Genomic DNA, 12,389 nt, shown 5'->3' with positions numbered 1-12,389 from the left:
ACTATGCGCGCAATTTTAACAGCAGTCGATACCGAGGCCAGTGAACATAACGCAGCCATCCGCTACAGCCACCACTGCAAGCTCCCCCGGGCCCGTTACGCCTATTTTGCAGGGCGACGGTTTAAGTTGTATCCGCCAAGACCGGGTATTGTTTTCGCGATTATCTTTGCAACTTAGTGCTGGTCAGTTACTGCAGATACAAGGCAAAAATGGTGCCGGTAAAAGCTCACTACTACGTATTTTAGCGGGCTTAGCCCAGCCTGACGACGGTCAGCTGTATTATCAGGCTAAGCCATTGGCGCATTGCTTGCCAGCTTATTGTGGCAACTTGTGCTATATCGGCCACCAAAGCGGTGTGCATGAGCAATTAACCGCACTGGAAAATTTACACTTCTGGCGTGCGGCCTCAGGCCTGAACAAAGCAGACGACTGGGCTTTACTGGCGCACCTTGGGCTGGCGGGTCTGGAAGACGTGCCGTGTCGGATGTTATCAGCCGGACAACAACGCCGGGTGTCACTGGCCAGACTCTGGTTAACGCCTGCATCACTCTGGATCCTGGACGAACCTTTTACCGCACTGGATCAAAGTGCTATCGGCTTGCTGCAACAGCATATGCTCGATCATCTGAATCGGGGCGGCGCTATTATTCTTACCACCCATCAGAGTCTGACCCTGCAATTTCAGTCTCTGGTACAGCTGGAGCTGGCCTACCGATGGTAAGTGTTATTTTCTTACAGCGCGAGTTACGGTTACTGGCCCGGCAAAAGGCAGACTGGCTTAACCCTATTCTGTTTTTTATCATCGTGCTCAGTCTGTTTCCGCTCGGCGTTGGGCCAGAGCCTAATATGTTACGTATTATTGCTCCGGGAGTTATCTGGATAGCCGCATTACTCAGCGTGTTGCTGGCCTCCGAGCGGCTGTTTAAAGACGATTACCGCAACGGTGTGATTGAGCAGTTAGTTGCTGGCCGGCAAAGCCTGTTAGCATTTGTGCTGGCAAAAACTTTTGCTAACTGGTTAAGCACCGGCTTGCCGCTGCTATTACTGTCGCCGGTTGTTGCCTTACTGCTGGGGTTAGAGCAGGCAGCCCTTGGCGCGATGGCATTGACCTTGTTGCTGGGTACGCCATTGCTCAGCCTGTTAAGTGTGCTGGGCTCGGCGCTGACCATGGCAGCCGATAAAGGTGGTATTTTACTGGCGCTGCTGATACTGCCGCTGTATATTCCGCTTTTAATTTTTGCCAGCAGTGCCATCGAGGCCGCCAGCATGGGGCTGGGCTATCAGGGACAGTTGGCCATTTTACTGGCCATGTTATTATTGGCGTTAGCGCTGGTGCCGATGGCCGTGACCAGTGCCTTGCGAATTAATGTGAGTTGATATGTTTAAGTGGTTAGATCCGTACGCTAAAAGTGAAACGCTTTATCATTTCTGCGGCAAACTGTTACCGTACCTGATGGTAACTGCACTGACCCTGCTGCTGCTGGGTAATGTCTGGGGGCTGGCGTTTACCCCGGCTGATTATCAGCAGGGCGACAGCTACCGGATCATTCACATTCACGTACCTTCGGCCATCATGTCAATGGGCGCTTACGCCGCTATGGCCAGCGCCGCTTTTGTGGCGTTGGTTTGGCAAATTAAAGTGGCGCACTGGGCCGTGCTGGCCATTGCGCCTATTGGTGCTACTTATACCGCAATTGCCCTGATCACCGGTATGGCCTGGGGCAAGCCGATGTGGGGCGCCTGGTGGGTATGGGATGCCCGCTTAACTTCGGAACTTATTCTGTTATTTCTGTACTTAGGTGTTATTGCCTTAAACGGTGCCTTCAGCGACCGTCAGGTTGGCGCTAAAGTGTCCAGCTTGCTGGCATTAATCGGGGTAATTAACTTACCTATTATTCATTTTTCAGTAGAATGGTGGAATACCCTGCATCAGGGCGCCAGTATTACCAAATTTGCCAGGCCCTCGATTGACCCGAGCATGCTGTGGCCACTGTTAATCAGTATTCTGGCCTTTGCCGTATTATTAATGGCACTAACCTGTTTACGGCTGCGTACTGCCATTTTAGTGAACGAGCAGCACCGGCCCTGGGTCAGAAAGCTGGTAGGAGGCCTATAATGCATTTTCAGTCTTTCAGTGAGTTTCTGGCCATGGGCGGCTACGGTTTTTTTGTCTGGCTATCTTTTGGCATTACCTATCTGTTGCTGCTGGGGTTGATATTAATTAGTGTGTATCAGCAAAAACAGTTTAAACAGCAACTTAAAGCCACGATTGCCCGCGAACAACGAGTTAAGCAGTATCAGGAGCAACAAGTCTAATGCAACCAAGACGGAAAAAACGCCTGTTTTCGATTTTACTGATCATCAGCCTGATTGCCGGGGCTATTGCTGCCATGCTGTACGCGCTGCAGCAGAATATAGACTTGTTTTATACCCCGACCCAGTTAGTAGAAGGCCTGGGCAAAGACAAGGTAAAACCTGTGGTAGGCCAGCGCCTGCGCATTGGCGGCATGGTGGTGCCGGGCACGGTGTCACGTGACGGGCAAAGTTTAAAAGTGCGGTTTCAGCTGGTTGATACCGGGCCAACGGTCTGGGTAGAGTACGACGGTATTTTACCTGATCTGTTCCGCGAAGGTCAGGGTATTGTGGCGCAGGGCACCTTGCTGGCACCCGACGTTATTCAGGCCAGTGAAGTGCTGGCCAAACATGATGAAGAATATATGCCACCCGAAGTTGCAGAAGCCATGAAGGGTATCCGGCATGTGCCGCCGTCACAGGCTGATTTCCCAGCCAGCGACAGCTCGCCAGACGGCAATGACACCAAACCAGAATATAAACCAACTTATTAAGGGGCTGGGCGATGATAGCTGAATATGGCCAGCTGGCACTGACCTTTGCCCTGGCGTTGTCTGTTTTGCTGGCCGCAGTGCCACTGTATGGTAGTTTTAGTGGCAACCAGCGGGCGCTGTTGCAGGCCAAACCGCTGGCCATTGGCCTGTTTATTTTCTGTTTGCTGGCCAAGCTGGCGCTGGTGCATGCGTTTTTAAACAGCGACTTTACCGTGATAAATGTCGCCACTAACTCCAGCTCTATTTTACCCTGGTACTATCAAATCACTGCCAGCTTTGGCTCGCACGAAGGCTCGATGCTGCTGTGGATCTTAATGCTGGCCGGCTGGACGGCACTGGTCGCAATATTCTCCAAAGGTTTGCCGCTGCTGATGCAGGGCCGCATTCTTGGGGTGCTGGGGCTGATCAATATCGGCTTTATTGCCTTCTCGCTGTTTATGTCAAACCCGTTTGCCCGCAGTTTGCCGTTTTATCCGGTCGAGGGTATGGATTTAAATCCGCTACTGCAGGATTTTGGCATGATTATCCATCCGCCATTGCTATACATGGGTTATGTGGGTTTTGCCGTATCGTTTGCGTTTGCAATTGCCGCCTTAATTGGTGGTAAATTTGACAGCACCTGGGCGCGCTGGGCCCGGCCCTGGACCCTGGCAGCCTGGTTGTTTTTAACCCTGGGTATTATGTTTGGCAGCTGGTGGGCATACCATGAGCTGGGCTGGGGCGGCTGGTGGTTCTGGGATCCGGTAGAAAATGCTTCATTTCTACCCTGGTTAGTGGGCACTGCCTTATTGCACAGCCTGGCGGTAACGGAAAAGCGCGGTACTTTTAAGTCCTGGACGGTGTTACTGGCACTGGCCGCCTTTTCGCTTAGTTTGGTTGGGGCCTTTTTAGTGCGGTCCGGCGTGTTAGTGTCAGTGCATTCTTTTGCTGCTGATCCGGATCGTGGCATCTTTTTACTGGTTTTCCTGTTGCTGGTTATCGGTAGCTCACTGGCGCTGTATGCCAGCCGGATGAATTCAGTGCGCAGCCAGGCCCGCTATCAGTTGTTTTCCCGCGAGGTAATGTTGTGGGGTAACAATGTGTTTTTACTGACCGCCACGCTGGTGGTGTTCTTAGGCACCTTGTTTCCGTTATTTCACAAAGAGCTGGGGCTGGGTACCATCTCAATTGGCGAGCCGTTTTTTAATCAGATGTTTTATTACCTGACCATTCCGTTTGCCCTGCTGTTGGGGCTGGGCCCCTGGGTACGCTGGAAGCAACAACCGGTAAAGCCGCTGCTGGGGCCGTTAAGTTTAATTGCCATTGCCAGCCTGGTACTGGCGCTGGGCACATTGGCGGCAATGCAAAGCGTGCAGGCAAATTTAGCTCTGCTGGGCCTATTGTTAGGGGCCTGGGTCGGGTTATCGGCACTGTACGAGCTGTATCAGCGAATGAGCCAGTTTGGTTCGGTCAGCAAAGGTGCCTTTAAATTGCATGCCAGTCACTATGGCATGACGATTGCTCATATCGGTTTTGCGGTGTTGGTAGTCGGGGTAGCGATGACCAAAACCTACAGCGTCGAGCGCGATGTCCGGATGCAGCTCAACGACAGCATCAGTCTGGCCGGTTACCAGTTTACCTTGCTGGAAGTGTATCCGTTGGAAGGCGCAAATTATGGCGGCGAAGCGGCAGAGATAGCCGTTCATGATAAAAATGGCGAATTTGTCAGCCAGCTGCATGCAGAAAAACGCTTTTATACTATTCAGCGTACGGTGATGACAGAATCCGCGGTGCACGCCCGGCTAAGCCGTGATTTATATGTATCACTGGGTGAAGCCTTACCAGACAATGCCTGGGCGCTGCGGCTGTACGTGAAGCCGTTTGTGCGCTGGATTTGGCTGGGTGGCTTACTGATGGCGCTGGGTGCTCTGGTAGCATTGCTAGACAAGCGCTACCGGCGCAGCGGGCCCACGGTGTCTGCAGTAACTCCGGCGGAGCAAGCGAATGCGTAAACTGATGTTCTATCTGCCATTGGCGTTGTTTCTGGCCCTGGCGCTGTTTTTACTCAGTGGCCTGTTTTCTAACCCGATGGAACGGCAGTCAGTCACCACCGACAAACCGCTGCCAGCTTTTAATTTGCCCGATTTAATGAACCCGGAAAAACGCTGGCAACCGCAGCAGCTGCATGGCGAAACTTTTTTGCTGAATGTCTGGGGCACCTGGTGCCCGACCTGTAATGCTGAATTAAGCTATATGACCGAGCTAAGAGAACAAGGAGTTAAAATTATTGGCCTGTACTATGTGCTACCGGCTGATCCGGTGCTGGGCGAGCGTTTTGATTTAGCCGAATTACAGGCCGATGTCAGTAACAAATTGCAACAACGTGGTAATCCTTATCAGTTTAACATTCTGGACTTTGATCGCAGTCTGGCGCTGGATTTAGGAGTAAGCGGCGCACCGGAAACCTTTATAATTGACAGTACGGGCATAGTGCGGGCCCATCATATTGGTGATATTAATCCGCAGGTGTGGCGCAGTAAACTGGCACCGCTTTATCAGCAATGGCGCCAGCAGGATGGAGTCCAACCATGAAAATTATCAGCGGCTTGTTCGCTCTGTTCATGCTAAGCCTGCCCGTGCTGGCAACGGAAGAAGCACTCCGCTTTGACAATGAAGCGCAACGCCAGTTATATCAGCAGCTGACTGCTGAACTACGTTGCCCGCAGTGCCAGAATCAGAATATTGCCGATTCCAACGCGGTGGTGTCGGTCGATATGCGCCAGAAAACCTATGACATGATTATGCAGGGTAGCAGCCGTAGCGACGTGCTCGATTACATGATTAACCGCTACGGCAATTTTGTCCACTACCAGCCACCACTGAACCGTTACACCTTGTTGCTTTGGCTAGCCCCATTGCTGATGCTGTTGGGGTTGTTCGCGTTGCAGTTAAAGCGGCGCCGGCAGCAGGCGGCAGCACAGGCAAACGAGCAGTTATCCGGGCTAGCAGAAGAGCAACCATCGGCAACGCTTGACGCTGAACTGGATAAACTGATTGAACAATACCGGAGTAAAAAATGATGTTATGGCCGTTACTGTTTGCTGCCCTGATAATGCTGGCCCTAAGCGCTATTATTATCAGCTGGCCCCGAAAGGCCAGTGCTGCCAATAATCAGACACCCTTGCAATTGTTTGAAGAGCGTCTGCAATTATTGGCCTTAGCGCGGGACAGTGGCGAACTGGCCGAGCAGGATTTTGCCAGCGCCGCAGCAGAGTTAAAACAACAGTTTAACCAGCAACAGCAACAAACAATGAATTACAGCCAGCCGAAGCGGCAGCTCTGGTGGCATCTGGGGCTAGTGGTGTTTGTGTTGGTCGTGGTTGCCGCCATTTACCGCTTTAATGGCCATTACACTGAACTGGCCGACTGGCAGCAAGCCCGGGTCGACTTAGCCAGCTATGGTGAGCGGTCGTTGCTGGGAGAAGGCGAGCCGTTATCTGAACATGAAACCCGCTTATTTGCGCTGGCACTGCGGACCAAGCTGGCAGAAGAGGGCGACGATGCGGTAGCCTGGATGTTACTGGGCCGGATCTGGATGTCGCAGGGGCTGATGGAAGATGCCATTGATGCCTTTGAAAAATCATTGGCGTTAAGCCCGAACCGGATCCCGTTACTGCTTAATTTCGCTCAGGCGTTAATCGTGGTCGGCGGTGATGACAACCTGGCCAGAGCGGGGCGCGCCGTGGCCAGAATATTGCTATCTGAGCCTGACAATCTGGATGCGATGTCACTGATGGCGTTAATTGCTCATGAAAAAGGCGACACCGATGAAGCAATTAAAGCCTGGAGTTTACTGGCCGAGCAACTGGAGCCATCTGATCCGCGCTACCCGCTGGTACTGAGTAAGCTCAGCGAGCTGGGTGTCGATAGTAGCGACAGCATTGGCCGGCAAATCCGGGTGCGTTTAACGGTGGCGCCAGAACTGGCCGCTGATAATCCAGACGCCAGTTTATTTTTATTCGCCCGTGCCGTAGATGGCCCTAATTTACCGTTGGCCGTGCAGCGAATTCCGCTGCCCAGCGGCGAAGTAGAATTGTTGCTGGACGAGAAAATGGCAATGCAGCCTGATTGGACGCTGAGCCAGGCGGACCAGGTTGTGGTGGTGGCGCGGATGTCTCAGGCCGGTACGGTTGAAAAAATGGCCGGCGATCTGCAGGTTGAATCGGCTGTCCTTACTTTTAATGATGCAAAAATCAGCGTGAAGCTGACTCTGGAACCCTGACATGGTCGTTAACATCCTTAAGCTTCGTTTTGGCCTGACCCTGGTGCTAACACTGGTACTAGCCGGTTGTGCCAGTAAACCGGCATCGCAAACAGCCCCGCCGCAAGCCCAATTGGCCCAACCCGGTGTGTCGCAGCAAGACAGCTCAACTGAACAACCTGCTGATGGCAACGACTATGTTGCAGCAGCTGAAGCCGCCGATACTGAAGCAGCGCCCTATGCTGATCCGCGGGATCCGCTGGAAAGCATTAACCGGCCATTATGGGACTTTAACTACGACGTATTGGACAAGTACCTGCTGCGGCCTGCTACCGTCGGTTACATGACGGTGGTACCCAAACCGGCCCGCAAAGGCCTGATAAATGTGGTAGAAAACCTGAATGAGCCCGCCAGTTTTCTAAACGGTTTATTGCAGGGTAAACCCGGCCGGGCCGCAGTGAGTGCCGGTCGTTTTCTGGTTAACTCTACCGTGGGTATTTTAGGTCTGTTCGATGTCGCGGCGAAAATCGGCCTGGCCGAAGCCGATGAAGACTTCAACCAGACATTAGCGGTGTGGGGCGTGGGCGACGGAGCCTACCTGATGATCCCCGCCAGGGGGCCAACCACAGTGCGTGGCACAGCGGGTGGTATTGTCGACGGCCTATACTTCCCGCTCGGTTTGCTGAATACGCCATTGACCATTACCCGCTTTGCTATCGATGCGCTGGACAGCCGCGAACAATTAATGAATGTTGAGCAAATGCTGGAAGACTCACTTGACCCTTATTCATTCGTTAAAGAGTCGTATTACCAGCGCCAGGAATTTAAAATATACGACGGTAATCCGCCGCAGCCCGAGGAAGAAGAGCTGGACGACGAGCTGCTGGATTATTTGGACGAATTCCAGTAAATAAAATCACTCCGACCCCTTTTTCTTTTTCTTAAATAAATAGAAAGCAGAAAAAGGGTCAGAGTGATTTAAATTAAATAATGGAGCAACAGAATTAAGGATTATTATGCTTAAAGTACTCAGCGTATTCGGTACCCGCCCCGAAGCCATTAAAATGGCGCCACTGGTTAACTTGTTAAAAGATGACAGTGAGATTGACAGCCGGGTCTGCGTAACTGGCCAGCATCGGGAAATGCTGGATCAGGTGCTTAGCCTGTTTGCCATTGAGCCCGAGTATGACCTGGCCATTATGAAATCCGGCCAGGACTTGTACGATGTTACCACCAGCATTTTATTAAAAATTAAGCCGGTACTGCGCGATTTTCAGCCTGACATTGTGCTGGTGCATGGTGATACCAGCACCACCTTTGCGGCGGCGCTGGCTTGTTATTATGAAAAAATTGCAGTGGGGCACGTTGAAGCCGGGCTGCGTACCGGCAATATTTACAGCCCGTGGCCGGAAGAAGCTAACCGTAAACTGACCGGCGCTATTACCCGCTTACATTTTGCGCCTACTGATACGTCTGCCGCTAATTTGCTGGCTGAAAATGTTAGCGCTGATACGATTGTGGTTACCGGCAATACGGTTATCGATGCATTGTTACAGGTAGTCAATAAAATTGGCCAGGATGACAAGCTTAACGGTGCTTTTGCCCAGCAATTTCCCTATGGTCAGCATGGCCGGCGCTTAATTCTGGTTACCGGCCATCGCCGCGAGAGCTTTGGCGACGGTTTTGAGCAAATCTGTGCAGCGCTGGCTGACGTGGCTAAGGCCTTTCCGGATTGCGATATCGTCTATCCGGTCCATCTAAACCCCAATGTCCGCGAACCGGTGTATCGTTTGTTAAGTGACGTCAGCAATGTTCACCTGATCCCGCCGCAAGACTACCTGCCGTTTGTCTACCTGATGAGTAACGCCACTATCGTGTTAACCGACTCGGGTGGTATTCAGGAAGAGGCACCCTCGCTGGGTAAGCCGGTGCTGGTTATGCGCGATACCACCGAGCGGCCGGAGGCGGTCAGTGCCGGTACCGTTAAACTGGTTGGTACTGATCGGCAGAAAATTGTTGAGCAGGTGAGCCGCTTGTTAACTGACAACGAATACTATCAAAGCATGAGTTTTGCGCATAACCCTTATGGCGATGGCAAAGCCTGTCAGCGGATTGTTACTGCGATAAAACAGCAAATGGCAGCCGGCGAATAAGCTTAAGACGGTCTAAACAACAGTTTAAATCAGTTTGTCAGCCATGCTATGCTGCATAAACTAAAAATGCCAACACCCTGTAACGAACGAGAATTTGGACGGAGAAAAAATGGATTTTAGTCAGATTATCGGCAGTGTAGCCAGTGGTACCCAGCCACAGCGCTGGCTGATTACCGGTTGTGCCGGTTTCATTGGTTCTAATTTGCTACAGGCATTACTGGCTGCAGATCAACAGGTTACCGGGCTGGACAATTTTGCTACGGGCCATCAGCGTAATTTAGCTGAAGTGCAAAGTCTGGTAAGCCCGGAGCAGTGGCAAGGTTTCACCTTTATTGAAGGTGATATTCGTAACGCTGAACACTGCAAGCAAGCGGTTGCCGGTGCCGACTATGTCCTGCATCAGGCTGCGCTCGGTTCAGTCCCGCGTTCACTTGCCGATCCGGTTACCACCAACGAAGTGAATATCAGTGGCTTTTTAAATATGCTGGTGGCTGCCCGCGATGAAGGCGTTAAGCGGTTCGTGTATGCGGCGTCCAGTTCAACCTATGGCGACCACCCGGCGCTCCCCAAAGTGGAAGCCAATATTGGTAAGCCGCTCTCACCCTATGCCATCACCAAGTATGTTAACGAGCTTTATGCCGATGTCTTTAGCCGCAGTTACGGTTTTCACAGTATAGGCCTGCGCTATTTTAACGTGTTCGGCCCGCGGCAAGACCCTAACGGTGCTTATGCCGCGGTGATCCCGAAATGGACCGCCGCTATGATCGCTGGCGACAAAGTGGTGATAAACGGTGATGGCGAAACCAGTCGTGATTTCTGTTTTGTTGACAATGCCGTCCAGGCCAATTTACGCGCAGCATTAGCCGATATAGAACAAAGCGAAGTTTTTAACGTGGCCGTAGGGGACAGAACCACCCTGAACGAATTATTTCGCGCTATTCAAACGGCACTGGCCAGCAATGGTATTGCTTATCCGCATTGTCCGCAATACGCTGATTTCAGACCCGGTGATGTGCGCCATTCGCAGGCCGATGTCAGTAAAGCACGGCTTATGCTGGGCTACTTACCCAGCCACACCATTAACGAAGGTATTGCGGTAGCGATGCCCTGGTATATTGCCCAGCCAGCGAAATAATGGCAAAAGGAAAGATATGACAGCTTTAACAGATGCAAAACTGGCTATTATCGGCCTTGGTTATGTTGGCCTGCCGTTGGCCGTCGAATTTGGTAAGCATTATCAGACCCTGGGTTTTGATATTAATCAGGCCCGGGTCGCTGAATTGCAAAGCGGTACAGACCATACGCTGGAAGTCAGCAGCGAAGAGCTGGCCAGTGCCAGTAAGTTGCAATTCAGCCACCAACTGGATGAATTAAAAAGCGCCAATATTTATATCGTTACCGTGCCAACGCCCATCGACGAACATCGCCGGCCCGATTTAACGCCGTTAATCAAAGCCTCCGAAACCCTGGGCAAAGTCATTAGCCCCGGCGATATCGTCATTTATGAATCAACTGTCTACCCGGGCGCCACCGAAGAAGATTGTATTCCGGTTATCGAGCGGGTCAGTGGCCTGAAATATAATATCGATTTTTATGCCGGCTACAGCCCCGAACGCATAAACCCGGGTGACAAAGAGCACCGGGTCACCACCATTAAAAAAGTCACCTCCGGCTCAACCCCGGCTATTGCCGCTACCGTAGATGCCTTGTATGCCAGCATCATCACCGCCGGTACTTATCAGGCCAGTAGCATCCGGGTAGCCGAAGCGGCCAAGGTCATCGAAAACACCCAGCGCGATTTAAATATTGCCCTGATTAACGAACTGGCCGTTATTTTTAATAAACTGGGCATTGATACCGAAGAAGTGCTGCTGGCGGCAGGCACCAAGTGGAACTTTCTGCCGTTCCGGCCAGGTTTAGTTGGCGGCCATTGTATCGGCGTCGACCCTTATTATTTAACCCATAAAGCACAGTCGATAGGCTACCACCCCGAAGTGATTCTGGCCGGTCGCCGCATCAACGACAGCATGGGCCGCTATGTAGTCAGCGAGCTGGTTAAAGCCATGGTGAAAAAACGCATTCATGTCGCCGGTGCCAAAGTGTTGCTGATGGGCCTGACCTTTAAAGAAAACTGCCCGGATATCCGCAACACTAAAGTGATTGATATCGTCAGTGAGCTTAAAGAATACGGCGTAACTGCTGATGTGTACGACCCCTGGGTTGATGGCAAGGAAGCCGAGCACGAATACGGCATTACGCCTATTACCAAGCCGGCCAGCGGCAGCTACGACGCCATTATCCTGGCCGTTGCCCATAAACAGTTCCGCGAACTGGGTGCTGCAGGCATTAAAGCCCTGACCAAACCCGACCATATCATCTACGATCTGAAATACCTGCTACCCGCAGGCGAAGCCGACCTGAGGCTGTAACCGCTATCTCCGTATAAACAAAAAAAGGGTCAGAGTGAATAATTTATTCACTCTGACCCTTTTTCTGGCCTGCCTTTAGTTTTCCGGCCAAAACTAATGTTGTACTTATTAGTTATGTGTTGCACAAAGCTTTCGTTCGCTAATGGATAATTATGCTTAATCGCATCGCGGATTTTTTTCAACTCATGATCTGGCAAACGCTGCTCAAATAAGGCTTGGTAATTTTCTAAACGCTGCTCAGTCGTTTCTGCCAAATTTAAATAGACTTGATGTGGGCTGATAATATTAATGTTCACGCCTCTGGCATTGGCATGATAACTTGACCAGTGATAGTCAGCAGGGTGCGGCACCATCATCGCCCTAACCGGATTCAGCTCGATATATCGCTGACAGGACAGAAAATACTGATCGCAATCCACCAGACTATCTTTGAATCGCCCGTCCCATAAGGTACCCACCCGGTGATAGCGCTTATTAAAATAGTGTACATAACCCCGTCCCAGGTTCTGCATTACCGTTGAAATAGCACCATTTTGCCGGCCAGTCAGCAGCAAATGAACATGATTACTCATTAGCACGAAAGCATGCAGTTGCACCTGATAGGCTGTCAGATGTGTCGCCAGTATCGATAAGTAGCAAGCTTTGTCAGTGTCGTCATAAAAGCAATTGCTGCGGTTGTGGCCACGTTGCACCACGTGGTAAGGCATATTCGCTATCAGGT

The 12,389-nt window shown here is 51.5% G+C and carries 14 protein-coding genes; 13 read left to right on the top strand and 1 reads right to left on the bottom strand.

What is annotated here, in order from left to right; translation table 11 throughout:
• The first annotated feature begins 40 nt into the window (after positions 1–40).
• The 13 genes from ccmA (at position 41) to tviB (ending at position 11,668) form a co-directional block, all read left to right on the top strand.
• Positions 41–721, top strand: coding sequence for a cytochrome c biogenesis heme-transporting ATPase CcmA (gene ccmA, locus KG631_RS12455; RefSeq protein ID WP_214000032.1), 681 nt, complete (start codon positions 41–43; stop codon positions 719–721).
• Complete coding sequence (gene ccmB / locus KG631_RS12450; RefSeq protein WP_214000031.1) at positions 715–1,377, top strand: heme exporter protein CcmB; 663 nt, start codon at positions 715–717, stop codon at positions 1,375–1,377. Before ccmA ends, ccmB begins: the two co-directional genes overlap by 7 nt.
• Position 1,378: 1 nt before the next feature.
• Positions 1,379–2,116: a heme ABC transporter permease gene (locus tag KG631_RS12445; protein ID WP_214000030.1), complete on the top strand. Its 738-nt coding sequence runs from the start codon at positions 1,379–1,381 to the stop codon at positions 2,114–2,116.
• Complete coding sequence (ccmD, locus tag KG631_RS12440) at positions 2,116–2,316, top strand: heme exporter protein CcmD (protein WP_214000029.1); 201 nt, start codon at positions 2,116–2,118, stop codon at positions 2,314–2,316. Before KG631_RS12445 ends, ccmD begins: the two co-directional genes overlap by 1 nt.
• The gene (gene ccmE, locus KG631_RS12435) at positions 2,316–2,846 is read left to right on the top strand and encodes a cytochrome c maturation protein CcmE (RefSeq protein ID WP_214000028.1); all 531 of its coding nucleotides are present in this window, start codon (positions 2,316–2,318) and stop codon (positions 2,844–2,846) included. The genes ccmD and ccmE overlap by 1 nt, the downstream gene beginning before the upstream one ends.
• A gap of 11 nt (positions 2,847–2,857) precedes the next feature.
• Positions 2,858–4,837 (top strand): heme lyase CcmF/NrfE family subunit, encoded by a 1,980-nt coding sequence (locus tag KG631_RS12430; RefSeq protein ID WP_214000027.1) that lies wholly within the window; start codon positions 2,858–2,860, stop codon positions 4,835–4,837.
• On the top strand, positions 4,830–5,417 hold the full coding sequence (locus KG631_RS12425) for a redoxin family protein (RefSeq protein ID WP_214000026.1): 588 nt from the start codon (positions 4,830–4,832) through the stop codon (positions 5,415–5,417). Before KG631_RS12430 ends, KG631_RS12425 begins: the two co-directional genes overlap by 8 nt.
• Entirely contained in the window at positions 5,414–5,905 is a 492-nt protein-coding gene (locus KG631_RS12420) for a cytochrome c-type biogenesis protein (RefSeq protein ID WP_214000025.1), read from the top strand. Before KG631_RS12425 ends, KG631_RS12420 begins: the two co-directional genes overlap by 4 nt.
• The gene (gene ccmI / locus KG631_RS12415; protein ID WP_214000024.1) at positions 5,902–7,107 is read left to right on the top strand and encodes a c-type cytochrome biogenesis protein CcmI; all 1,206 of its coding nucleotides are present in this window, start codon (positions 5,902–5,904) and stop codon (positions 7,105–7,107) included. Before KG631_RS12420 ends, ccmI begins: the two co-directional genes overlap by 4 nt.
• 1 nt (position 7,108) lies before the next feature.
• The gene (locus KG631_RS12410; RefSeq protein WP_214000023.1) at positions 7,109–7,996 is read left to right on the top strand and encodes a VacJ family lipoprotein; all 888 of its coding nucleotides are present in this window, start codon (positions 7,109–7,111) and stop codon (positions 7,994–7,996) included.
• A 106-nt stretch (positions 7,997–8,102) separates the two neighbouring features.
• Positions 8,103–9,239, top strand: a complete 1,137-nt coding sequence (gene wecB, locus KG631_RS12405; RefSeq protein ID WP_214000022.1) for a UDP-N-acetylglucosamine 2-epimerase (non-hydrolyzing) — start codon at positions 8,103–8,105, stop codon at positions 9,237–9,239.
• A 109-nt stretch (positions 9,240–9,348) separates the two neighbouring features.
• The gene (locus KG631_RS12400) at positions 9,349–10,374 is read left to right on the top strand and encodes an SDR family oxidoreductase (RefSeq protein ID WP_214000021.1); all 1,026 of its coding nucleotides are present in this window, start codon (positions 9,349–9,351) and stop codon (positions 10,372–10,374) included.
• 16 nt (positions 10,375–10,390) lie between these two features.
• Positions 10,391–11,668 carry a Vi polysaccharide biosynthesis UDP-N-acetylglucosamine C-6 dehydrogenase TviB gene (gene tviB, locus KG631_RS12395; RefSeq protein ID WP_214000020.1) on the top strand — a complete coding sequence of 426 codons (1,278 nt, stop codon included), beginning with the start codon at positions 10,391–10,393 and terminating at the stop codon, positions 11,666–11,668.
• Positions 11,669–11,715: 47 nt separating this feature from the next.
• Here the strand turns inward: tviB and KG631_RS12390 are convergent, their stop codons facing one another.
• Positions 11,716–12,375, bottom strand: coding sequence for a transposase (locus KG631_RS12390; protein ID WP_214000019.1), 660 nt, complete (start codon positions 12,373–12,375; stop codon positions 11,716–11,718).
• Positions 12,376–12,389: the final 14 nt, after the last annotated feature.

It is taken from the genome of Arsukibacterium sp. (assembly GCF_018402695.1).
Classification (GTDB): Bacteria; Pseudomonadota; Gammaproteobacteria; order Enterobacterales; family Alteromonadaceae; genus Alishewanella.
Note: the sequence above shows the minus strand (reverse complement) of the source record. Positions and strands in the feature narration are given on the sequence as shown.

What these genes read in the sequence shown, in the direction of transcription:
- KG631_RS12400 (WP_214000021.1), top strand. Translation starts at nt 9,349, where the DNA reads ATGGATTTTAGTCAGATTATCGGCAGTGTAGCCAGTGGTACCCAGCCA.
- ccmI (WP_214000024.1), top strand. Translation starts at nt 5,902, where the DNA reads ATGATGTTATGGCCGTTACTGTTTGCTGCCCTGATAATGCTGGCCCTA.
- KG631_RS12410 (WP_214000023.1), top strand. Translation starts at nt 7,109, where the DNA reads ATGGTCGTTAACATCCTTAAGCTTCGTTTTGGCCTGACCCTGGTGCTA.
- KG631_RS12445 (WP_214000030.1), top strand. Translation starts at nt 1,379, where the DNA reads ATGTTTAAGTGGTTAGATCCGTACGCTAAAAGTGAAACGCTTTATCAT.
- tviB (WP_214000020.1), top strand. Translation starts at nt 10,391, where the DNA reads ATGACAGCTTTAACAGATGCAAAACTGGCTATTATCGGCCTTGGTTAT.
- KG631_RS12425 (WP_214000026.1), top strand. Translation starts at nt 4,830, where the DNA reads ATGCGTAAACTGATGTTCTATCTGCCATTGGCGTTGTTTCTGGCCCTG.
- KG631_RS12390 (WP_214000019.1), bottom strand. Translation starts at nt 12,375, where the DNA reads ATGCCTTACCACGTGGTGCAACGTGGCCACAACCGCAGCAATTGCTTT.
- ccmB (WP_214000031.1), top strand. Translation starts at nt 715, where the DNA reads ATGGTAAGTGTTATTTTCTTACAGCGCGAGTTACGGTTACTGGCCCGG.
- KG631_RS12420 (WP_214000025.1), top strand. Translation starts at nt 5,414, where the DNA reads ATGAAAATTATCAGCGGCTTGTTCGCTCTGTTCATGCTAAGCCTGCCC.
- wecB (WP_214000022.1), top strand. Translation starts at nt 8,103, where the DNA reads ATGCTTAAAGTACTCAGCGTATTCGGTACCCGCCCCGAAGCCATTAAA.
- KG631_RS12430 (WP_214000027.1), top strand. Translation starts at nt 2,858, where the DNA reads ATGATAGCTGAATATGGCCAGCTGGCACTGACCTTTGCCCTGGCGTTG.
- ccmD (WP_214000029.1), top strand. Translation starts at nt 2,116, where the DNA reads ATGCATTTTCAGTCTTTCAGTGAGTTTCTGGCCATGGGCGGCTACGGT.
- ccmE (WP_214000028.1), top strand. Translation starts at nt 2,316, where the DNA reads ATGCAACCAAGACGGAAAAAACGCCTGTTTTCGATTTTACTGATCATC.